Source organism: Paenibacillus sp. FSL P2-0089, from assembly GCF_038595095.1.
Taxonomy (GTDB): Bacteria; Bacillota; Bacilli; order Paenibacillales; family Paenibacillaceae; genus Paenibacillus_AQ; species Paenibacillus_AQ silagei.
This window is the reverse complement of the sequence record NZ_CP152006.1, coordinates 7,423,941-7,446,069: the sequence shown is the minus strand read 5'-3', so window position 1 is coordinate 7,446,069 and position 22,129 is coordinate 7,423,941. Positions and strand designations below refer to the sequence as shown.

Sequence of the window (22,129 nt, the reverse complement as noted above, 5' to 3'; positions counted from 1 at the left end):
ACAAAATAGGCGATTCTTCCCGGCTTATAGAGAATAGTTCGGGGCTTCCTTGGTGATCTGGACATCATGGGGATGACTCTCACGCAGGCCTGCCCCTGTGATACGGATGAACGAGGTATCATTGCGCAGCTCTTCTAATGTCTTCGTTCCGCAATAGCCCATACCGGAGCGCAGTCCGCCGATCAATTGGTGAACCGTGTCAGACAATGGCCCTTTAAAAGCGACTCGGCCCTCAATGCCTTCCGGTACCAGCTTCTTGTCATCATCCTGGAAATAACGGTCTTTACTGCCCTGCTTCATGGCGCTCATGCTGCCCATGCCGCGGTATACCTTGTATTTACGTCCCTGGTAGATTTCCGACTCTCCCGGGCTCTCTTCCGTACCGGCGAACAGGCTTCCCATCATGACTGCAGCAGCACCGGCAGCGATGGCCTTGGTAATCTCTCCAGAGTACTTAATTCCTCCGTCTGCAATCACCGGAATGCCGTATTCACGGGCTACTGTCGCACAATCGTAGATCGCGGTAACCTGCGGAACACCTATACCGGCAATTACGCGGGTAGTACAGATAGAGCCTGGACCAATACCCACCTTGATTACGGAGGCTCCTGCTTCAATCAATTCCCGGGTAGCTTCGCCTGTAGCCACATTACCGGCTACGATGGTTAGGTCAGGATAAGTCTCGCGCAGCTTACGCACTGCATCGATAATATTGATGTGATGGCCATGTGCGGAATCCACGGTAATCAGGTCCACACCGGCTTTTACCAGTGCTTCAGTCCGTTCCAGCGTGTCCTTGGAGATCCCGATTGCCGCTCCAACCAGCAGACGTCCGTGAGAATCCTTGGCACCGTTGGGGAACTGGATAGCTTTCTCTATATCTTTAATAGTAATGAGACCTTTGAGAATATTATGCTCGTCTACCAGCGGCAGCTTCTCAATCTTGTGGCGCTGCAGAATGCCTTTCGCTTCCTGAAGAGTGGTTCCTACAGCAGCTGTAACGAGATTCTCATGAGTCATCACTTCTTTGATCTGAATATTGAAATCATGGATGAAACGCAGGTCTCGGTTCGTCAGAATACCGACAAGCTTGCCCTCTTCATCTACGATAGGCACACCCGAAATGCGGTATTTGCCCATCAGAACTTCAGCATCGGATACCCAGTGGTCCGGCGTAAGTGAGAATGGATTGGTAATAACCCCGCTCTCTGAGCGCTTCACACGGTCCACCTCTTCTGCCTGCTGCTCCACGGACATATTCTTATGAATGATGCCGATCCCGCCCTCACGGGCGATAGCAATCGCCATAGCGGCTTCTGTGACTGTGTCCATACCTGCACTCATCAAAGGGATATTCAGCTTCACATTCTTGCTGAGTACAGTGGTTAAGTCCACTTCCTTAGGCAATACCTCGGATTTACGCGGAACCAGCAGCACATCATCAAAAGTGAATCCCTCTTTACCAAACTTATCTTCCCACACCTGGGTCATTCCTCCTCTAAATTCTTTTCTCTACCCGCCCGCCAACTTATGAATAAAGAAACTCCTGCGTCAAGTCCATACCCGATAGACAGCAGTAGAGGCCTGGGAGTTATACATAATTGTGTCTTTTGTTAAGGTTTGAGAGGCTTGTCCAAAAATATATTATTGTCCATCTTAGCAAAGGGCATTTGGCCTGTCAAGAATATTACACCGCTCTGTGAAGGGATTAGGCAATCCGCCCTCCGGTAAGCGAATTCTTGGACTAAAGTCCGTCTCCAGTGGACAATAGAACAAATTTCGGCTGCACCACCGGATATACAAAAAGACCACTGTTGATTTCTCAACAGTGGTCATGTGTGCTTGGCAACGTCCTACTCTCCCAGGACCCCGGTCCAAGTACCATCGGCGCTGGAGGGCTTAACGGTCGTGTTCGGGATGGGTACGTGTGGAACCCCTCCGCTATCGCCACCAAACGGGCATTTACAGCGTAAATGCTTCAGGAAATTGATTCCTGAAAACTGAATCCGAAACGAATCTGCGTTTGCCCTTCTTACGGGGCCCCCGGAAAGTATTCGGAATCCGCTTCGTCAGCGTCATCTTCACTTTTTGGGGTAGCTTTTGGATAAGCCCTCGACCGATTAGTATTGGTCAGCTCCATGCATTACTGCACTTCCACCTCCAACCTATCTACCTCGTCGTCTTCAAGGGGTCTTACTAATTGGGAAATCTCATCTTGAGGGGGGCTTCACGCTTAGATGCTTTCAGCGCTTATCCCGTCCGTACGTAGCTACTCAGCCATGCTCCTGGCGGAACAACTGATGCACCAGCGGTACGTCCATCCCGGTCCTCTCGTACTAAGGACAGCTCCTCTCAAATTTCCTGCGCCCACGACAGATAGGGACCGAACTGTCTCACGACGTTCTGAACCCAGCTCGCGTACCGCTTTAATGGGCGAACAGCCCAACCCTTGGGACCTACTTCAGCCCCAGGATGCGATGAGCCGACATCGAGGTGCCAAACCTCCCCGTCGATGTGGACTCTTGGGGGAGATAAGCCTGTTATCCCCAGGGTAGCTTTTATCCGTTGAGCGATGGCCCTTCCATGCGGTACCACCGGATCACTAAGTCCGACTTTCGTCCCTGCTCGACTTGTAGGTCTCGCAGTCAAGCTCCCTTATGCCTTTGCACTCTGCGAATGATTTCCAACCATTCTGAGGGAACCTTTGAACGCCTCCGTTACTCTTTAGGAGGCGACCGCCCCAGTCAAACTGCCCGCCTGACACGGTCCCCGTACCCGATGAGGGCACTAGGTTAGAACCTAGATACGATCAGGGTGGTATCCCAACGGCGCCTCCGCAGAAGCTTGCGCTCCTGCCTCCACGGCTCCCACCTATCCTGTACAGATCGTACCCAAATTCAATATCAAGCTGCAGTAAAGCTCCATGGGGTCTTTCCGTCTTGTCGCGGGTAACCTGCATCTTCACAGGTATTAAAATTTCACCGGATCTCTCGTTGAGACAGCGCCCAAGTCGTTACGCCATTCGTGCGGGTCAGAATTTACCTGACAAGGAATTTCGCTACCTTAGGACCGTTATAGTTACGGCCGCCGTTTACTGGGGCTTCGGTTCACAGCTTCGGATTGCTCCTAACCGCTCCCCTTAACCTTCCAGCACCGGGCAGGCGTCAGCCCGTATACTTCGCCTTGCGGCTTCGCACAGACCTGTGTTTTTGCTAAACAGTCGCTTGGGCCTTTTCACTGCGGCCCCCTCGGGCTATTCACCCTACCGAGGCACCCCTTCTCCCGAAGTTACGGGGTCATTTTGCCGAGTTCCTTAACGAGAGTTCTTCCGCGCGCCTTAGAATTCTCTTCTCGCCTACCTGTGTCGGTTTGCGGTACGGGCACCTTCTCCTGACTAGAGGCTTTTCTTGGCAGTGTGAGATCATGACCTTCGCTACTATAATTTTCGCTCCCCATCACAGCCCAGCCTTACGATGTGCGGATTTGCCTGCACACCAGCCTCACTGCTTAGACGGACATCCATCAGTCCGCGTCACTACCCTCCTGCGTCACCCCATCGCTCATAGCGGATTACGGTGGTACAGTAATTTCAAACTGTTGTCCTTCGACTACGCCTGTCGGCCTCGCCTTAGGTCCCGACTTACCCTGAGCGGACGAGCCTTCCTCAGGAAACCTTGGGCTTTCGGCGGATCAGATTCTCACTGATCTTTTCGTTACTCATACCGGCATTCTCACTTGTATGCTGTCCAGCGCTCCTTACGGTACACCTTCAACCTACATACAACGCTCCCCTACCCCAGATGCAAAGCATCTAGCCATAGCTTCGGTGGTGTGTTTAGCCCCGTTACATTTTCGGCGCAGAGTCACTCGACCAGTGAGCTATTACGCACTCTTTCAATGGTGGCTGCTTCTAAGCCAACATCCTGGTTGTCTGTGCAACTCCACATCCTTTCCCACTTAACACACACTTGGGGACCTTAGCTGATGGTCTGGGCTGTTTCCCTTTTGACAATGGATCTTAGCACTCACTGTCTGACTCCCGGCAAGAAGTAAATGGCATTCGGAGTTTGACTGAGCTTGGTAACCCTTGCGGGCCCCGCACCCAATCAGTGCTCTACCTCCACCACTCCATTCACCGAGGCTAGCCCTAAAGCTATTTCGGGGAGAACCAGCTATCTCCGAGTTCGATTGGAATTTCTCCGCTACCCCCACCTCATCCCCGCATTTTTCAACATGCGTGGGTTCGGGCCTCCAGTGCGTGTTACCGCACCTTCACCCTGGACAGGGGTAGATCACACGGTTTCGGGTCTACGTCCACATACTTAAGTCGCCCTATTCAGACTCGCTTTCGCTGCGGCTCCGGCTTCTCACCTTAACCTTGCATGTTAAACGTAACTCGCCGGTTCATTCTACAAAAGGCACGCCATTACCCATAAAGAGGGCTCTGACTTTTTGTAAGCACACGGTTTCAGGTTCTATTTCACTCCCCTTCCGGGGTGCTTTTCACCTTTCCCTCACGGTACTGTTTCACTATCGGTCGCCAGGTAGTATTTAGCCTTAGCAGATGGTCCTGCTGGATTCATACGGGGTTTCACGTGCCCCGCACTACTCGGGATCCGTCTCGGAGAGAACACAGTTTGGGCTACAGGGCTTTTACCTCTATCGCGGGCCTTTCCAGACCTCTTCGCCTACCATATTCCTTTGTAACTCCATGTGAGACGTCCCACAACCCCAAGAGGCAAGCCCCTTGGTTTAGGCTGTTCCGCGTTCGCTCGCCGCTACTGACGGAATCACTATTGTTTTCTCTTCCTCAGGGTACTTAGATGTTTCAGTTCCCCTGGTCTGCCTCTGCATTTCCTATGTATTCAGAAATGAGTAACTGCGAATTACCACAGCTGGGTTTCCCCATTCGGACACCCCCGGATCAAAGCTTGCTTACAGCTCCCCGAGGCAGTTTCGTTGTTCGCCACGTCCTTCGTCGGCTCCTGGCGCCTAGGCATCCTCCGTGTGCTCTTAGTAGCTTAACCAATGCGTTTTCCCTAAGGAAAATCGCTAGTATCGCCATTAATATGAAACTTGTTTACACAAGTTCAGCTTAAAGGAATGTTCTAAAACGCAAATTCGTTTCGGTATCCAGTTTTCAAGGATCAAGTTTAAAGATGAGAGTTTGAGCTCTCAAAACTGACCAACGAGTGAGTCACTAGCCGACCGGCTAGATTTAAGATTTGAATGTTTCCGTTGCAGGAAACGATTCTCCATAGAAAGGAGGTGATCCAGCCGCACCTTCCGATACGGCTACCTTGTTACGACTTCACCCCAATCATCTACCCCACCTTCGGCGGCTGGCTCCCTTGCGGGTTACCCCACCGACTTCGGGTGTTGTAAACTCTCGTGGTGTGACGGGCGGTGTGTACAAGACCCGGGAACGTATTCACCGCGGCATGCTGATCCGCGATTACTAGCAATTCCGACTTCATGCAGGCGAGTTGCAGCCTGCAATCCGAACTGAGACCGGCTTTGCTGGGATTGGCTCCACCTCGCGGCTTCGCTTCCCGTTGTACCGGCCATTGTAGTACGTGTGTAGCCCAGGTCATAAGGGGCATGATGATTTGACGTCATCCCCACCTTCCTCCGGTTTGTCACCGGCAGTCACTCTAGAGTGCCCAGCTTCACCTGCTGGCAACTAAAGTCAAGGGTTGCGCTCGTTGCGGGACTTAACCCAACATCTCACGACACGAGCTGACGACAACCATGCACCACCTGTCTCAACTTTCCCCGAAGGGCACCTGATGCATCTCTGCTTCGTTAGTTGGATGTCAAGACCTGGTAAGGTTCTTCGCGTTGCTTCGAATTAAACCACATACTCCACTGCTTGTGCGGGTCCCCGTCAATTCCTTTGAGTTTCAGTCTTGCGACCGTACTCCCCAGGCGGAGTGCTTACTGTGTTAACTTCGGCACCAAGGGTATCGAAACCCCTAACACCTAGCACTCATCGTTTACGGCGTGGACTACCAGGGTATCTAATCCTGTTTGCTCCCCACGCTTTCGCGCCTCAGCGTCAGTTACAGCCCAGAAAGTCGCCTTCGCCACTGGTGTTCCTCCACATATCTACGCATTTCACCGCTACACGTGGAATTCCACTTTCCTCTTCTGTACTCAAGTCACCCAGTTTCCAGTGCGACCTCAGGTTGAGCCCAAGGTTTAAACACCAGACTTAAATAACCGCCTGCGCGCGCTTTACGCCCAATAATTCCGGACAACGCTTGCCCCCTACGTATTACCGCGGCTGCTGGCACGTAGTTAGCCGGGGCTTTCTTCTCAGGTACCGTCACTCCGGTAGCAGTTACTCTACCGGACGTTCTTCCCTGGCAACAGAGCTTTACGATCCGAAAACCTTCATCACTCACGCGGCATTGCTCCGTCAGGCTTGCGCCCATTGCGGAAGATTCCCTACTGCTGCCTCCCGTAGGAGTCTGGGCCGTGTCTCAGTCCCAGTGTGGCCGTTCACCCTCTCAGGTCGGCTACGCATCGTCGCCTTGGTGGGCCGTTACCCCACCAACTAGCTAATGCGCCGCAGGCCCATCCCCAAGCAGCAGATTGCTCCGCCTTTCATTCTTCTCTCAGGAGAAAAAAGAAATTATCCGGTATTAGCTACCGTTTCCGGTAGTTATCCCAGGCTTGAGGGCAGGTTGCCTACGTGTTACTCACCCGTCCGCCGCTAAGTCTGAAAGGAAGCAAGCTTCCTCTCAAACTCCGCTCGACTTGCATGTATTAGGCATGCCGCCAGCGTTCGTCCTGAGCCAGGATCAAACTCTCCAAATTGGTATTTAGAAAGAGCGATTGCTCATTTTGAAACATCTGACGAGAATTGTTATATTCTCTAATTTGGATCTCACCGAAGTGATTTCCAGATACTCACTCGTTGTTCAGTTTTCAAAGATCAAGCTCGTTGTTAGTGTCGATGTTGTCGTCACCAGCAACTCTTATAATATATCACATCCAACCGATAAATGCAAGCTCTTTTTTTCAACTTCTTTTCGAGCCAGGACTTGATTTTTCGCGGCCAGAAATAGAATATATCACGGATAGACATTCATTGCAAGCATTATTTCTAAATCATTTGACCAGAGTATTCAATCCCCGATGCCAAGAGAACTGCCTGAGCAGCTCCCTTGGTTATCCGGGCCTGGAATCAGAGAAATACTCAGTCTTTATTACGCATATGAGGGAACAGCAGCACGTCACGGATAGACGCTGAATTGGTTAGCAGCATAATCAGACGGTCCACCCCGATGCCCAGTCCGCCTGTTGGCGGCATGCCGTACTCCAGAGCACGGATGAAATCATCATCCATCTCATGGGCTTCATCATTGCCCTGCTCTTTCTCATGAATTTGTGCTTCGAAGCGCTGACGCTGGTCAATCGGATCATTCAGCTCGCTGAACGCATTGGCATGCTCGCGGGCCACAATGAACAGCTCGAACCGGTCAGTGAAGCGCGGGTCCTCTTCATTCTTTTTGGCAAGCGGTGAGATCTCTACAGGATGTCCCATTACGAATGTCGGCTGAATCAGCGTCTCTTCAACAAACTGCTCGAAGAACGCATTCAGAATATGTCCAAAGGTCATATGCTTCTCTACCGGTACCCGGTGTTCCTTAGCCAGAGCCTGTGCTTCTTCATCCGTCATCTGAACACCGAAGTCTACTCCGGTTACTTCCTTAACGGCATCTACCATAGTAACGCGGCGCCAGCCTGGAGACAGATCCACTTCCTGTCCTTGATAATTAATTACCTGGGAGCCCAGCACCTCGCTGGCAATATGAGCGATCAGACTCTCTGTCAGATGCATAATGTCCTTGTAATCCGCATACGCTTCATACAGCTCGATCATTGTGAATTCCGGATTATGGCGTGTTGAAATACCCTCATTACGGTATACACGGCCAATCTCATAGACTTTCTCCAGACCGCCGACGATTAGACGCTTCAGGTGCAATTCGATGGCAATCCGCATATACAGCTGCATATCCAGCGTGTTGTGGTGTGTAATAAACGGACGGGCCGCTGCTCCGCCAGCGATGGCATGCAGGGTCGGAGTCTCCACCTCTAAATAACCCAGCGAGTCCAGATAACGGCGCATCGATTGGATAATCCGTGAACGCATGATGAAGGTCTGCTGTACCTCAGGGTTAATGATCAGGTCCACATAACGCTGACGATAGCGGAGTTCTACATCCTTCAGACCATGATACTTCTCGGGAAGCGGAAGCAAGGACTTGGACAGCACCTCAAGGTTATCCACTTTAATAGAGGTTTCGCCGGTCTTTGTCTTGAACAGGGTTCCCCGGATACCGACGATATCGCCAAGATCAAGGATCGTGAAGGCTGCATATTGCGACTCAGGGATACTGTCCTGGCGCACATAGATCTGGATTTTGCCGCTAAGGTCCTGGATGTGAGAAAAGCTTGCCTTGCCCATGACCCGTTTCGCCATAATGCGTCCGGCCACACTAACCTCCAGCGCCAGCTCGTCCAGCTCTTCCTTGGTTTGCCCGTCGTATTTGGCCAGAAGATCGCCTGCAGCAGCGGTACGCTCATATTTCTTGCCAAACGGGTCGATCCCGAGTGCGCGGAGCTCGTCCAGCTTGCCCCGGCGGATCTGCAGCAATTCACTTAATTCATTCTCTGTAGCTTCGACGTTGTTGATTTCTTCCGTCATGTTCTTCATCCTCTCTTACTCACTATACAAAAGAAGAAACGGCTCCGCCCCGATCTAGAGGACAGTCCGTTCCGGTACAAAATATAAGCTGTATGTGTTCACCCATATTTTACGGCTGGTATTCATATCTTTTGAAAAAAGCTTCCCTAAGGAAGCTTTCGGAACCGTCTTACTTCATTTTGATATCAAGAATTTTATATTGAATGACGCCTGCAGGGACACTAACATCCACAATCGTACCAATCTTCTTGCCGATGATCGCTCTGCCTACAGGGCTCTCATTGGAAATTTTGTTGTTCAGCGGATCGGATTCGGCAGTACCCACGATGGTGTACTCCATAATGTCGCCATACTCCATATCTTCAACGTTCACCGTTACTCCGATGCTTACCACATCTGTCACGATCTCATCGCTATTAATAATACGGGCATTGCGGAGCATCTTCTCCAAAGTAAGAACCCGTCCTTCAATGAAGGCCTGTTCATTCTTCGCGTCTTCATATTCCGAGTTCTCACTGATATCTCCGTAGCCGATGGCCACTTTGATACGTTCCGCTACTTCGCGGCGTTTAACGGATTTGAGGAACTCCAGTTCTTCTTCCAGACGCTTAAGTCCGTCCGGTGTAAGGATGACTTCTTTATCGCTCATCTTAACCGATTCTCCTGTCGTATACATTTATTGAAAACACCATACTATATGCGAATCCGGAGGGATCAGAACCCTCCTTCACCATTGCTCCTGCTGTAACGGCGATTTTATACTGTGAAATTATATTGGAACCGCTACAAAATGTCAATGACGCCCCATATAATGTTTAGCAATAACCAATAAAGCACACAGGAACGGGGCTTAGTCCCAGGAATACGTGAGGCTCATACGGCAAAAAGCTCGCTATCCACGCTGTTCTGCTCCTCATCCTGCTTAAGCTGACCGACAAAATCATTCAAAATCCGCACCATCTCGTCACGTTTCGTTTCTTCCATAATAACGTCCTTCACGCGTGCCGCCGCCTTAAAGCCCTTCAAATACCAGGCCAGATGCTTGCGCATCTCGCGGACAGCCACAGCTTCACCCTTAAGAGCAATCAGGCGGTCCATATGAAGAATGGCTACCTTAATCTTCTCTTCAGCGCCAGGCTCAGGCATCAGAACACCGGTATCCAAATATTGAATCGTCCGGTACAGCATCCACGGATTGCCCAGTGCGCCACGCCCGATCATTACACCGTCACAGCCGGTCTGGTCCAGCATCGCCCGCGCATCCTCCGGCGTATTCACATCGCCATTGCCGATTACCGGGATCGATACTGCCTCTTTAGCCATACGGATATAATTCCAGTCGGCACGTCCCGTATAGAGCTGCTCGCGGGTCCGCCCATGTACGCTGACCGCCGCTCCGCCGGCCCGTTCCACCGCACGTGCATTCTCTTCAACGAAGATATGCTCGCTGTCCCAGCCGATCCGCATTTTCACGGTGACCGGTTTGTCCACGGCCTCCACTACTGCGGATACCATCTCATAGATTTTGTCCGGATTCAGCAGCCAGCGTGCTCCGGCATCGCATTTGGTCACCTTGGGCACCGGGCAGCCCATATTAATGTCGATGATATCGGCATTCGTCTCTTTATCGACAATTCTCGCCGCATCCACCAGCGATTCCCGGTCACCGCCAAAAATCTGCAGGCTCAGCGGTTTCTCGCGCTCATCGACAAAGAGCATCTCACGCGTACGCTGGTTGCCATGTACGATCGCCTTGCCGCTGACCATCTCCGCACAGACCAGGCCAGTCCCGAATTCTTTGGCAATCAGACGAAATGCCGGGTTACATACGCCAGCCATAGGCGCCAGCACGACCTGATTCTTCAATTCAATATCACCAATCTTCAGCATGGCCCAATCACTTCCCTACCTCAATTTGTAACGTTCAGCCCGGTCTTAGGGTGCCGGATGAGCCAATTCCTCTACCGTCACTTCCAGAAAATCCGCAATTTTATTTAAAATTTGATCTTCCAAACGTCTGTTGCCCCGCTCCACTGCGCCAAGCACAGCAAGTGATATTCCGACAGAATCCGCCAGTTCCTGCTGCGTGTAGCCCTTCAGCTTCCGGAACGCTCTGACCCGCATTCCCATACGTTTGTTGTCCACAGGCGAATTCCTGCCTTTCCGTCTATGTCTTGCAGCGCTGTTGTAATTAATCTGCGGAAACCGGAAGACTCTTCGTTCTGCGATAGGATATCACTCAGCGGCAGAAGGACAAACGCCCGCTCCAGCATCCTCGGATGAGGCAGCGTCAGATCCGGCGTGTCCAGGGTCAACCCCTCTACCCACAGCAAATCCAAATCTACCGTTCTCGGTCCATACCGCACATCCCGGACCCGGCCTAACTGGGTCTCCGTGTCCAGCATCACATGAAGCAGCTCCTCCGGTGCTAGTGTGGTGCGCAGAACAGCCGCCATGTTAAGAAACTGAGGCTGATCCAGATATCCGACAGGCTCCGTCTCGTAGACCCGGGAGGTGCGCATAACTTCAATCTTGTCGTGATGCTCCAGCCGGTGCAGGGCTTCTCTCAAGGTGCCTTGACGGTCACCCAGGTTAGCCCCTAAAGCAATATAAGCCTCTGATGCCTCAGAGGTAGAAGGTATGTTCATCAGTCTGTCTCACTTTCTCGTCCGGCGCAATTCTACAGTGACTCCCTGGAAATGAATATCAAAAGGAGGATGCGGCTTGGTCACCTGGACCGTTACTGCATTGATAACAGTATAAGTGTCCAGTAACCCGGATGCAATATGTTCCGCCAAAGCTTCTATCAGCTTGAAGGACTGGGTTTCGACAATTTTTTTGACTACAACATGAACTTCAGCATAATTCACAGTCTGCTCCAGATCATCGCTGAGCCCTGCTCCCTGCAAATCAAGCTCCAGCTCAAGGTCGATATAATAACGCTGGCCGAGCTTCCGCTCCTCTTCAAACACGCCATGGTAACCGTAGTACTCCATGCGGTGCAGCTTCATTTTATCCATTAAGGGTACCTGCCTTCTCTTGAAGAATATAGTCTATACGCAGAGCACAGGTGAACCTGCATATAACATGGCGTCACACATCTCTACGGTACGTTTCATTGCCGCAATATCATGAACCCGCACAAGCTGACAGCCCTGGGCAATCCCGAAGGCGACAGTAGCTGCGGTCCCCTCCAGGACATCATCTGCGGGCAGACCTAGGGCGGTACGAATGAATTTTTTGCGCGAAGTGGCCAGCAGCACCGGATATCCCAGCTTCGTCAGTGCGCCGAGGCCGGTCATGACCTGAAGATTCTCTTCATAGTCCTTGGCGAAGCCGATTCCCGGGTCCAAAATAATATTGTCCGGCTTCACTCCGGCTGCCAGCGCCAGGTGAATGCTCTCGCTCAGGTCATCCGTCATATCGCTGATCAAGTCCTTATACTCACGGTCATGGCGGTTATGCATCAGAATGATCGGACAGTCTGCCTGCGCAGCAACCGCCGCCATCTGCGGATCGGCCTTGGCTCCCCATACATCATTGATGATATGCGCACCGGCCTGAATCGCCTGACGGGCGACTTCCGCCTTATAGGTATCTATAGAGAGGGGGAGTTGCGGGGCGGCCTGATGGATACGCTCAATGACAGGAAGTACACGGGCCAATTCCTCTTCAGTACTTACCGGCTGGTGACCCGGACGCGTGGATTCCCCGCCTATATCGATAATATCGGCACCCTCTGCCGCCATTTGCAATGCATGCTCTACCGCTCTATCCCGCTCTGTCCACAGGCCCCCATCTGAAAAAGAGTCCGGCGTCACATTGAGTATGCCCATAATTAGCGTGCGCTTGCCCAATTTCAGCTCGCTGCTTCCGCAGCGGTAAGTCCGCTCATAGATGATCGGCTTCATATCAGCATATCCGTCCTTTCTCTGTACAGTCTCATAAGTGCAGCCGTCTGCTCTCCACAACGCCCGCTGCCTATGGTTATCCGCCGGTCTCCATTCCATAATGTGCTTACCGGTACGATCTCCTGCACAGAATTGGTGAGGAAGATTTCATCCGCAGCCGCAAGCTGTTCCCAGCGGTAAAAGCCTTGTTCAGGCTGATGGCTGGCCGCTGCCAGCTCAAGCACCATTTCCCGGGTAATTCCCGGAAGAATCCCGGTAGAGATATCGGGGGTATAGAGCCGCTTATTGGAGATAAAAAAAATATTACTCACAATCCCTTCGGCGACCTCGCCCTGTGCGGTCAGCATCAGTCCCTCGGCTCCTCGCTCTGCGGACGGATAACCGGACAATTCACGTTTTGCCAGGATGTTGTTCATATAGTGCAGCGATTTAAGCCTTACCGCACCCTCCGGGGTATTACGCCGGTGGTTCAGAAGCTGAAGTTCTTTGCCTTCCGTGTATAAGCCGGTTGGTGTGACCGGCAGGGCTTTAATATAGAGCAGATGATTAGGCTGCTTATAGGCTGCGGATGGCAGACCCAGAATATCCTCACCGGCTGTAACGGTGTAGCGGATATACGCCTCACTAAGCTCATTCTTGTCCATTACAAGCCGAATCCATTCCCGCAGCTCCTGTACGTCCGGCTCAAAGGGAATGCCCAGCTGGCGGCAGCCCTCTGCCATTCTGCTCAGATGGCGCTCCAGCAGGAAGGGCTCTCCCCCATAAGTACGGAAGGTCTCGAACAGACCCATGCCGTACAAAAAGCCGTGATCCAGAGCGGAGACCACGGCGTCTTTGGCGTCGACTGCTTTGTTGTTAAGTCCTATATATTTCATGCCGGTTCTCCGGCTCTCCGTTTCAGGAAATTGCGCAGCATGGTATGGCCGTGATTCGTAATAATCGACTCGGGATGGAACTGTACCCCTTCAATCGGGTATTCCTTATGCCGCAGGGCCATAATCTCGCCTTCAGCGGTCTCGGCGGTAATCTCCAGGCAATCCGGCAGACTCTCTCGTTCCACGATCAGTGAATGATAGCGTGTCGCCGTGAAAGGAGACTCCAGCCCCTCAAATACGGAGGTACCGTTATGGTGGATCGGTGAGGTTTTGCCATGCATAAGGCGCTCTGCGCGGATGACATTACCGCCAAAAGCCTGTCCGATCGCCTGGTGTCCGAGACATACGCCGAATATGGGGATGATGCCCTTGAAATGCTGCAGCAGCGCAAGGCTGATGCCTGCCTCATTCGGTGTGCAGGGTCCCGGGGAGATCAGAATATGATCGGGGGCTAATGCTTCTATCTCCTCAATGCTGATCTCATCGTTGCGCGCTACCTTAACTTCTTCCCCCAGCTCACCCAGATACTGCACCAGGTTATACGTAAAGGAATCATAATTATCGATGACCAAGATCATATTGCGCTTCCTCCTTCGGCGCCGAGGGCAGCCCGCTCTTCCTGCTCGCGTTCACTGCAGAGAATGGCTTTTACTACCGCTTTGGCTTTGTTGTGGCATTCCCGGTACTCACGGTAAGGGTCTGAATCGATCACAATTCCCGCACCTGTCTGAATGTAGCCGATTCCGTCCTTCACTGCGAGCGTACGTATGATTATATTTAATTCCATATTGCCGTTATAGTCAATCCAGCCCATAGATCCAGTATATGGCCCCCGGCGGACCGGCTCCAGCTCTTCGATGATCTCCATGGTGCGCACCTTGGGCGCGCCCGTGATGGTGCCGCCGGGGAACAAGGCGGCGATGACATCGTACGCATCCCTGCCGGGTGCGACGATTCCCTCTACCTGCGAGACGAGATGCATGACATGCGAGTATCGCTCTACGGTCAGCAGCTCCGGCACGCTGACCGTTCCGTAGGCGGCGACACGGCCGATGTCGCTGCGCTCCAGATCGACAAGCATAATATGCTCGGCGATCTCCTTCTCGCTCCCGCGCAGCTCCGCCTCCATGGCGGCGTCCTCCGCGGGAGTGTGGCCCCGCCGCCGGGTGCCGGCAATGGGGCGGGCGCTGACCTTGTCCCCGTGCAGCTTGACGAGCAGCTCCGGCGATGCGCTGGAGAGCGCGAAGCCGGGCGTGCGGAGCAGCCCCATGTACGGGGACGGGTTGAGTCTACGGAGCCATTCGTAGACTTCCTCGGGTGTAGACTTGAGCTGCGCCTGCTGGCGCAGCGAGAGGTTCACTTGGAATACATCTCCGGCACGGATGTATTCCTGGACCTTCAGCACAGCCTGCTGGAAGGGTGCGGCTGAGAAATCCGAGCTCATACCGGGCCACTCGCCGGTGATCTCGGCCTCGCTCTCCACCCTGCGTGTAAGCCCGGCGTACCTTGCAGCGGCTGCTTCTTCCGGCTCTGCCGGTGCGTAGAGAAGGCTCCACTGCTCCAGCATGCGCTCCGCACGGTGTACAGCAGCCTCATACAGACTCCTTAGCCCATCCAGGTTACCGGATACAGTATCCGGCACAGAGATATGAACTGCACAGTAGAGCTGCTGCTCCTGCTCATCGTAGATCCACACTTCTTCCAGTCTCATGAACAGATAATCCGGAAACTCAGGGTTGTTCCTGGCAAGCGACGGCAGCTTCTCCAGGGAACGGGCCACATCATAGCCAAGAAATCCGATACAGCCGCCGGTGAACGGCGGCAGACCGTCAAGCGGCAGGCGGGGAGACGTATATTCCCTCATCCATGCCTGCAGCACTTGCAGCGGCTGGCCTTCCGTTACGGCAGACTCTATATGCCCCGAAGCCTTGGCTCCGGGAGTATAGCTCTCCGCAACGGCTCCCCGGCCTTCGATGATCGAGACAGGGCTCAGGCCCAGATAGGTGTAGCGCCCGCCCTTGCCGCTCTCCAGGACAACCGAATAGGGGGAAGCCTGTTCCCAGGCCTGCTTCCAGCTGCGGGGCAAGCCTTGGTTGTCCTGCCGTTTCCTCAGGATCAGGGGAAGGACGCTCCAGGCCTCATCTGCCTCTGCCCACTGCTCCCAGTCCTGCCAAGCCGTTAAGATCTCCACAACCATTCTCCCGTCTCATCGATAGTTTATTGCCTGTCAGTATACTGTACATAGGGTTACTTTGAAAAGCCCGCAATTCTTATAAATGCTTATTATCCGAAAAAAGAGCCTGCGGTATCCCTGTGAAAGCGGATAGGGCAGGCTCTTCGTAAGAGCTGAATTCTCAGCAATTATACTTCAAAGTTATAGAGCGGCGTGCTCAGGTAACGTTCGCCGTTGCTTGGGATGATGACAACAATTTTCTTGCCTGCGCCAAGTTCCTTCGCTACCTTCAGTGCAGCAAATACAGCCGCACCGGAGGAAATACCGGACAGCACGCCTTCTTCCTTGGCTACGCGGCGGGCAGTTTCGAACGCTTCATCATTCTCAACATGAATAATCTCATCATAGATATCCTGGTTCAGAATTTCCGGCACGAAGTTAGCGCCGATACCCTGAATCTTGTGCGGGCCCGGTTTGCCTCCAGCCAGAATCGGTGAAGCCGCAGGTTCTACCGCATAGATCTTCACGCCCGGATATTGATTCTTCAGCACTTCACCCGCACCGCTGATCGTTCCGCCTGTGCCGACACCGGCAATGAATGCATCCAGCGGGCCGCCTACGGATTCGATCGCTTCAACGATCTCCGGTCCAGTGGTCTCGCGATGGATCTTCACGTTAGCCTTGTTCTTGAACTGCTCCGCAAGGAAATAATCCGGATTCTCGCTCAGAATCTGCTCAGCCTTCTTGACCGCACCGTTCATTCCTTCTGATCCCGGAGTCAATACGAGCTCAGCGCCGTAAGCGCGCAGCAGGTTGCGGCGTTCAAGGCTCATCGTTTCCGGCATAACAATAATGGCCTTGTAGCCTTTGGCAGCTGCCACAAGCGCCAGGCCGATCCCTGTATTACCGCTGGTCGCTTCTACAATCGTGCCACCCGGCTTCAGCAAGCCCTCTTTCTCAGCCTCTTCTACAATGCTGATGGCAATACGGTCTTTCACACTGGAGCCTGGATTCTGGTATTCCAGCTTCAGGAAGATCTCTGCCGAGCCTTCCGGAACAATCCGGTTCAGGCGGACGAGCGGTGTGCCACCGATCAAATCTGTTACACTGTTGACGACTTTAGCCATGAGTAAAAACCTCCTTGGAATGATAAATGAATTAGGGTGCGGAAACTTATGACAAATGCTATCAGCATATATTACCGTAGCTCCCGGTTCACAATGCCTGGGTAACTAACAGTTGTAATTGTACCGCTTAATATTTCCGACTAAATCAGTAGGTTTTATATTTAATTTCATATTATCAATCTTGCAGGCTGTTGTCAATATATATTGCTGTATCATATTTGGCCCGTAATTCACGCTCTACCTGCTGCAAGGGCGCTGCCTGCTCCAGTCTCAGCTGCTGGCCGATCATCCGCCGCAGTTCCTCCTGATCCGGCTTCACAGGATCAATCAGCTTCTCCAGACGGATCACAGCATACCCCCCGTCAACCTGCAGCGGTCCTGCGATATCGCCATTCTCCAGCCCGGCTGCTGTCTCCAGCAGCTCCTCAGGCCAGAACGGGTCCTTCTCCTCGACCGTTCCGATACTGCCGCCATGCTGGCGGCTCTCCTCGTCGATCGAGACCTCACGGGCCAGCACTGCAAAATCCTCACCCCGCTCCAGGCGGTCCATCACTGTACTGGCCTCGTTATAGGTGGAGGTCTGGATGATAGAGAGCTGCATTTGCTTGCGGGGCATGAATCTCTCGCTATTTTGCTTCAGATAATCATCAATTTCCGCATCACTGACCGCAATGCCGGCCGTTGCTATGGCCTGGAGCGTCAGCCGGTATGCCGTCTCCTCACGCAGCTCCTGACGGGATAGTCCAAGCTCAGACTGCATCTGCTGATAATATTGCTCCTCCGAGCTGTAACCGGACATTCCCCGCTTCAGTTCCCGTTCAATCTCATCATCCGTGACCATAATTCCCAGCGCTGCGGCTTCCTTGCCCACCACGATATGATTCAGCATGCCCAGCAGCACTTCTTCCCCGTGCTTCTTCTGAAGCTCCTCTATCCATTCCTGTTCCGTGACCGGCTGTCCTCCGGCAGCAGCGACATCCGAGGCTTCTCCTTCAGCCGTCTCTGCCTTCAGCAGTGCCATGGCACGCAGGCTCCAGAATAATAGCCCTCCCAGCACCAGCGTTGCCACAGCAAGTAATATAACGGCATTGCGCAGCGCGCGCTCCTGTCTTGTCACCATTTCATAGCCCTATGACTTCGCTTGATCGAGGATTACCTGCAGTTCATCCTTGTTAAATACATAGCTCTCATTGCAATAATGGCAGACAACTTCTGCCGTATCATCTTCTTCGATCAGCCGTTCCAGCTCGTGCTCACCCAGACTAACCAGAGTCTGCTCAATCCGTTCCCGTGAGCACTGACATACAAATCGGACCTCCAGCTCATCCATGATCACAGCATCCGGCAGCAGCAGCCTCAGCATTTCCTCAGGCTCAAGCCCCTGATCCAGCACGGACGTAACCGAAGGCATGGCTCCAACCGCTTGCTCAACCTCGGTAATCTCCTCATCGGTCAGCCCGGGCAGCAGCTGAATAATAAAGCCTCCGGCAACTCTGACTGAATTATCGGTCTCCACCAGCACTCCAAGTCCTACAGCAGCAGGCGTTTGCTCCGAGAGGGCAAAATAATAGGTGAAATCCTCACCCAGCTCTCCTGAAACGATAGGCACACTGCCGCGGTACGGCTCCTTCATCCCCAGATCCTTGCTGATATCAATGAAGCCTTCCGTGCCTACCGCCCCTGCAACATCCAGCTTGCCCGTGCTGTTGCTTGGCAGATGAACATGCGGATTGCGCACATAGCCGCGAACTTCTCCCAGGGCATTGGATTCAGCCGTAATCTGCCCGAGCGGACCGTTTCCTTTGACCATAATCGCGAGCTTCTCCTGCCCCTTGAGCATGGCTCCCATTATAGCTGCGGCAGTAACCGTACGTCCAAGCGCTGCCGTAGCCGTCGGATACGTATCATGTCTGCGCCGCAATTCATCGACAAGCTCTGTGGTACGGACAGCGAACGCTCTGACTCTTCCGTTCATCGCCGTCCCCCGGACCAGCCGGTCCTTCTTATTATCCATTGGGTGCCTACTCCTCCTATCTCTCTCTTCTGTATAGGTTCATCTTTATGATTATTTGTTACGGTTGTAAATAATGCGCAATCCTTCAAGCGTCAGCATCGGATTCACCTCATCGATACATTCTGTCTCACTGGCAATCAGTGAGGCCAGCCCTCCGGTAGCAATAACCTTGAGAACGGGAGCATTCATCTCCTGCTTGATGCGTCTGACGATACCCTCAACCTGACCGGCATAGCCAAAAATGATCCCTGCCTGCATCGCATGTACGGTATTGCGCCCGATTACCTTCTTGGGCTTCTCCAGCTCAATCCGGGGCAGCTTGGATGCCCGCAGATAGAGGGCCTCCGTGGAAATGCCCAGACCCGGCACGATAGCACCGCCCAGATAGTTGGCCCCGGCATCAATGCAGTCGAAGGTGGTTGCCGTGCCGAAATCAACGACGACAAGCGGACATTTATACTGCTCAATCGCCGCAACCGCGTTCACAATCCGGTCCGCCCCCACTTCGCGCGGGTTCTCATAACGCAGATTAAGCCCGGTTTTGATACCAGGCCCCACAAGGAGCGGGTCCTTGCCGATGAATTTGACACACATCTCTACGATGACCTGCACGAGCGGCGGAACAACCGAGGAGATGATGACCCCCTCGACATCCCTGAACGAGAGATTCGACATGCTGAACAGATTATGAATCATCACACCATATTCATCGACAGTGGACCCGCGGGCAGTGCTCAGCCGGAAATGGTGCAGCAGCTCACTGCCCCGGTAGACGCCCAGCACAATGTTCGTATTGCCGATATCGACGACAAGTATCATCAGAGGGCTCCCTCCTTCTTGCCATTCAGATCCAGGCTGATATCGAGACTCGCGAAGGAATACGTCAGCCGTCCTACCGAAATCACATCCACACCCGATTCAGCAATGCCCCGGACCGTCTCCAGAGATACATTGCCCGATGCCTCAATGGTGACATGCTTCGCCTTGGTCCGGATTCTTCTCACGGCTTCAGCCATCTGCTCAGGGGACATGTTATCGAGCATAATAATATCCGCTCCGGCCGCCAGCGCTTCCTCTACCTGCTCCAGACTCTCCGTCTCTACTTCAATGGTCATGGTGTGCGGGATATTGGCACGGGCACGCCCTACTGCCTGATGGATGCCGCCGGCCCCCTTGATATGGTTGTCCTTAATCATTACCGCATCATACAGACCGTAACGGTGGTTGGCTCCGCCGCCTATGCGGACTGCATATTTCTCCAGCATCCGGTGACCCGGTGTGGTCTTGCGGGTATCCACCAGGCGGGTTGGCAGCCCTTGAAGCTTCTCTACAAAAGAAGCTGTGCGCGAGGCCACACCGGATAAACGCTGCATCAAGTTGAGGGCAAGCCGTTCACCAGTCAGGATGGCATGAGTGCTGCCTTCTACCTCAGCAATCACAGTGCCCTTGGAGACAGCTTGTCCTTCCTGGACCAGCGCCGTGAATACAAGCCCAGGATCAACAACTTCGAATACCAGCTCGGCCACGGGGATTCCACAAATAATCCCGTCTTCCTTGGCGTGGATGATTCCCTTGGACTCATGCCCGGCAGGAATGGTTGTACGGGTAGTAATATCCCCCGAGCCGACATCCTCCTGCAGCCAGCCCTTAATAGCTTTAAGCAGATCTTCATTGTATCCGTTAAACATCATCACTTAATTCCTCCACTATTCCAAGTTCGCGAATCTGGAGCAGATGCTTCTGCCACTGTGCGTCACTGCGCAGCGGATAATCCTCACGATAATGCGCACCGCGGCTCTCCTCCCGTGCCAGGGCCGATTCAGTGATCAGCAGACAGCATGTAAGCATATTGGCGAACTCGTATTCTTCCCGTGTTGTCAGCTTGGTCTTAAAAATCGGCAGCTGGCGCTTTATCTCATCCAAGCCTTTGTTCAGCATTTCCCGGTTCCGCCGCAGTCCGGCGTACCGCACCATAGCCTTTTGCAGCTTCAACCGCCGTTCTACAATTGCCTGTGCAGGAGCTTCTACCCTTGCCTGATGATAGGTTACCGATAGGTTATCCCGGTCAAGCGGCGGAAGCTGGCGGATTCGTTCAATGATCCGGCGGCCGAACACAACAGCTTCCGACAAGGAGTTGCTGGCCAGCCGGTTGGCACCCTGCACACCAGTAGATGATACCTCACCGCAGGCAAACAGGCGGGCAACCGTGCTCTCTCCGCTCAGGTCGGTCTTCACGCCCCCCATCATATAATGCGCAGCAGGAGCCACCGGAATCCAGTCACTTGTAATATCCAGCCCGTAGCTCATGCAGGTTGCATAAATGGTCGGGAAGCGGTGTTTAACCATATCCGCCGGTTCATGCGTAATATCCAGATAGACAAAGGTGGATTTGGTCAATTCCATCTCGCTTACAATGGCACGGGCAACAATATCCCGCGGGGCCAGCTCCTGCAGCTCATGATAACGTTCCATGAACCGCTCACCGTTAATGTTCCGCAGCACAGCGCCTTCTCCCCGCACAGCCTCCGAGATCAGGAAGCGCGGAGCGCCAGGATAGCTGAGTGCTGTCGGATGAAACTGAATGAACTCCATATCCCGGATATGGGCACCGGCACGATAAGCAATGGCTACCCCGTCTCCGGTGGCCACCTCAGGATTGGTCGTGTAACGGTATAGTTGTCCTGCTCCGCCGGAGCATAGGATTGTTGCATCTGCCTGCAGGAATAACCGCCCGCCATCAGGCCGCTGTACAAGCGCTCCCAGACACTCTCCGTCCTCCGTAATCAGGTCAACGACATAATGGTCATCCCAGGTCTCAATATTCTCATGCCGGGCAGCCTGTTCAGCGAGTGCGCGGACAATCTCATATCCTGTAGCATCCCCATTTGCATGTAAAATACGGCGGTGGCTATGTGCCCCCTCCTGGGTTAAGGCCAGTACACCATTCTCCTTATCGAAAATCGTGCCAAGCCGGATCAGTTCGCGGACGCCTTCGGGCCCTTCATTGACCAGCACATCCACAGCCGCAGAGGAGTTCAGTCCCGCGCCGGCCATCAGGGTATCCTGACGGTGATACGCCGGCGAATCATCCTCCGAAATGACGGCCGCAATTCCGCCCTGGGCATACCGTGTGTTGCTCTCCATTACGGTCTTCTTCGTAATCATAATAACCTTCCGGTCTTCGCTGGCCTTGATCGCTGTGAATAACCCGGCAATACCGGAACCAATGACCAGGCAGTCTGTCTTAACTACAGGAAGTCCCTGAAGATCAAAATCAACCAAATATTGTGGAATCATGACCGCTTTTCAC

General features: G+C 53.2%; 17 protein-coding genes and 3 rRNA genes. All 20 read right to left on the bottom strand.

Going from position 1 to position 22,129, the window contains the following annotated elements; translation table 11 throughout:
* Positions 1 to 24: 24 nt before the first annotated feature.
* The 20 genes from guaB to nadB all read right to left on the bottom strand — a co-directional run bounded on the left by guaB (position 25) and on the right by nadB (position 22,116).
* Positions 25 to 1,482 (bottom strand): IMP dehydrogenase, encoded by a 1,458-nt coding sequence (gene guaB / locus NST69_RS31845; RefSeq protein WP_342548058.1) that lies wholly within the window; start codon positions 1,480 to 1,482, stop codon positions 25 to 27.
* 358 nt (positions 1,483 to 1,840) lie between these two features.
* A 5S ribosomal RNA gene (rrf, locus tag NST69_RS31840) occupies positions 1,841 to 1,955 on the bottom strand.
* Between the two features lie 145 nt (positions 1,956 to 2,100).
* Positions 2,101 to 5,027 (bottom strand): 23S ribosomal RNA (locus tag NST69_RS31835).
* A gap of 234 nt (positions 5,028 to 5,261) precedes the next feature.
* A 16S ribosomal RNA gene (locus tag NST69_RS31830) occupies positions 5,262 to 6,822 on the bottom strand.
* The 16S, 23S and 5S rRNA genes sit together here, the layout of an rRNA operon.
* Positions 6,823 to 7,204: 382 nt before the next feature.
* Positions 7,205 to 8,719: a lysine--tRNA ligase gene (gene lysS / locus NST69_RS31825; protein ID WP_036723908.1), complete on the bottom strand. Its 1,515-nt coding sequence runs from the start codon at positions 8,717 to 8,719 to the stop codon at positions 7,205 to 7,207.
* Between the two features lie 169 nt (positions 8,720 to 8,888).
* A complete protein-coding gene (gene greA, locus NST69_RS31820) occupies positions 8,889 to 9,368 on the bottom strand; it encodes a transcription elongation factor GreA (RefSeq protein ID WP_036696487.1) in 480 nt (159 codons plus the stop codon).
* Between the two features lie 224 nt (positions 9,369 to 9,592).
* A complete protein-coding gene (gene dusB, locus NST69_RS31815; RefSeq protein WP_340980767.1) occupies positions 9,593 to 10,609 on the bottom strand; it encodes a tRNA dihydrouridine synthase DusB in 1,017 nt (338 codons plus the stop codon).
* A gap of 45 nt (positions 10,610 to 10,654) precedes the next feature.
* Entirely contained in the window at positions 10,655 to 10,864 is a 210-nt protein-coding gene (locus NST69_RS31810) for a helix-turn-helix transcriptional regulator (RefSeq protein WP_036696484.1), read from the bottom strand.
* Positions 10,816 to 11,367, bottom strand: coding sequence for a 2-amino-4-hydroxy-6-hydroxymethyldihydropteridine diphosphokinase (folK, locus tag NST69_RS31805; RefSeq protein WP_036723913.1), 552 nt, complete (start codon positions 11,365 to 11,367; stop codon positions 10,816 to 10,818). Before folK ends, NST69_RS31810 begins: the two co-directional genes overlap by 49 nt.
* Before the next feature lie 9 nt (positions 11,368 to 11,376).
* Positions 11,377 to 11,739: a dihydroneopterin aldolase gene (gene folB / locus NST69_RS31800; protein WP_036696480.1), complete on the bottom strand. Its 363-nt coding sequence runs from the start codon at positions 11,737 to 11,739 to the stop codon at positions 11,377 to 11,379.
* 33 nt (positions 11,740 to 11,772) lie between these two features.
* Positions 11,773 to 12,630 carry a dihydropteroate synthase gene (gene folP / locus NST69_RS31795; protein WP_342548057.1) on the bottom strand — a complete coding sequence of 286 codons (858 nt, stop codon included), beginning with the start codon at positions 12,628 to 12,630 and terminating at the stop codon, positions 11,773 to 11,775.
* A complete protein-coding gene (locus NST69_RS31790; protein WP_342548056.1) occupies positions 12,627 to 13,505 on the bottom strand; it encodes an aminotransferase class IV in 879 nt (292 codons plus the stop codon). Before NST69_RS31790 ends, folP begins: the two co-directional genes overlap by 4 nt.
* Positions 13,502 to 14,083, bottom strand: a complete 582-nt coding sequence (gene pabA, locus NST69_RS31785) for an aminodeoxychorismate/anthranilate synthase component II (protein ID WP_076082822.1) — start codon at positions 14,081 to 14,083, stop codon at positions 13,502 to 13,504. Before pabA ends, NST69_RS31790 begins: the two co-directional genes overlap by 4 nt.
* Positions 14,080 to 15,702: an anthranilate synthase component I family protein gene (locus NST69_RS31780; protein WP_342548055.1), complete on the bottom strand. Its 1,623-nt coding sequence runs from the start codon at positions 15,700 to 15,702 to the stop codon at positions 14,080 to 14,082. Before NST69_RS31780 ends, pabA begins: the two co-directional genes overlap by 4 nt.
* A gap of 164 nt (positions 15,703 to 15,866) precedes the next feature.
* Positions 15,867 to 16,805 carry a cysteine synthase A gene (cysK, locus tag NST69_RS31775; RefSeq protein ID WP_339252702.1) on the bottom strand — a complete coding sequence of 313 codons (939 nt, stop codon included), beginning with the start codon at positions 16,803 to 16,805 and terminating at the stop codon, positions 15,867 to 15,869.
* 175 nt (positions 16,806 to 16,980) lie between these two features.
* Positions 16,981 to 17,925 carry a peptidylprolyl isomerase gene (locus NST69_RS31770; RefSeq protein WP_339252700.1) on the bottom strand — a complete coding sequence of 315 codons (945 nt, stop codon included), beginning with the start codon at positions 17,923 to 17,925 and terminating at the stop codon, positions 16,981 to 16,983.
* 9 nt (positions 17,926 to 17,934) lie between these two features.
* Positions 17,935 to 18,819, bottom strand: a complete 885-nt coding sequence (gene hslO, locus NST69_RS31765) for an Hsp33 family molecular chaperone HslO (RefSeq protein WP_342548054.1) — start codon at positions 18,817 to 18,819, stop codon at positions 17,935 to 17,937.
* Positions 18,820 to 18,870: 51 nt separating this feature from the next.
* Positions 18,871 to 19,638: a type III pantothenate kinase gene (locus NST69_RS31760; RefSeq protein WP_036723925.1), complete on the bottom strand. Its 768-nt coding sequence runs from the start codon at positions 19,636 to 19,638 to the stop codon at positions 18,871 to 18,873.
* Positions 19,638 to 20,510 carry a carboxylating nicotinate-nucleotide diphosphorylase gene (gene nadC, locus NST69_RS31755; protein ID WP_339252698.1) on the bottom strand — a complete coding sequence of 291 codons (873 nt, stop codon included), beginning with the start codon at positions 20,508 to 20,510 and terminating at the stop codon, positions 19,638 to 19,640. Before nadC ends, NST69_RS31760 begins: the two co-directional genes overlap by 1 nt.
* Complete coding sequence (nadB, locus tag NST69_RS31750; protein WP_339252697.1) at positions 20,500 to 22,116, bottom strand: L-aspartate oxidase; 1,617 nt, start codon at positions 22,114 to 22,116, stop codon at positions 20,500 to 20,502. Before nadB ends, nadC begins: the two co-directional genes overlap by 11 nt.
* Positions 22,117 to 22,129: the final 13 nt, after the last annotated feature.

Excerpts from the sequence above, each read along its gene's own strand:
- lysS (WP_036723908.1), bottom strand. The coding sequence starts at position 8,719 with ATGACGGAAGAAATCAACAACGTCGAAGCTACAGAGAATGAATTAAGT.
- greA (WP_036696487.1), bottom strand. The coding sequence starts at position 9,368 with ATGAGCGATAAAGAAGTCATCCTTACACCGGACGGACTTAAGCGTCTG.
- dusB (WP_340980767.1), bottom strand. The coding sequence starts at position 10,609 with ATGCTGAAGATTGGTGATATTGAATTGAAGAATCAGGTCGTGCTGGCG.
- folK (WP_036723913.1), bottom strand. The coding sequence starts at position 11,367 with ATGAACATACCTTCTACCTCTGAGGCATCAGAGGCTTATATTGCTTTA.
- folB (WP_036696480.1), bottom strand. The coding sequence starts at position 11,739 with ATGGATAAAATGAAGCTGCACCGCATGGAGTACTACGGTTACCATGGC.
- folP (WP_342548057.1), bottom strand. The coding sequence starts at position 12,630 with ATGAAGCCGATCATCTATGAGCGGACTTACCGCTGCGGAAGCAGCGAG.
- NST69_RS31790 (WP_342548056.1), bottom strand. The coding sequence starts at position 13,505 with ATGAAATATATAGGACTTAACAACAAAGCAGTCGACGCCAAAGACGCC.
- pabA (WP_076082822.1), bottom strand. The coding sequence starts at position 14,083 with ATGATCTTGGTCATCGATAATTATGATTCCTTTACGTATAACCTGGTG.
- NST69_RS31780 (WP_342548055.1), bottom strand. The coding sequence starts at position 15,702 with ATGGTTGTGGAGATCTTAACGGCTTGGCAGGACTGGGAGCAGTGGGCA.
- cysK (WP_339252702.1), bottom strand. The coding sequence starts at position 16,805 with ATGGCTAAAGTCGTCAACAGTGTAACAGATTTGATCGGTGGCACACCG.
- NST69_RS31770 (WP_339252700.1), bottom strand. The coding sequence starts at position 17,925 with ATGGTGACAAGACAGGAGCGCGCGCTGCGCAATGCCGTTATATTACTT.
- hslO (WP_342548054.1), bottom strand. The coding sequence starts at position 18,819 with ATGGATAATAAGAAGGACCGGCTGGTCCGGGGGACGGCGATGAACGGA.
- NST69_RS31760 (WP_036723925.1), bottom strand. The coding sequence starts at position 19,638 with ATGATACTTGTCGTCGATATCGGCAATACGAACATTGTGCTGGGCGTC.
- nadC (WP_339252698.1), bottom strand. The coding sequence starts at position 20,510 with ATGATGTTTAACGGATACAATGAAGATCTGCTTAAAGCTATTAAGGGC.
- nadB (WP_339252697.1), bottom strand. The coding sequence starts at position 22,116 with ATGATTCCACAATATTTGGTTGATTTTGATCTTCAGGGACTTCCTGTA.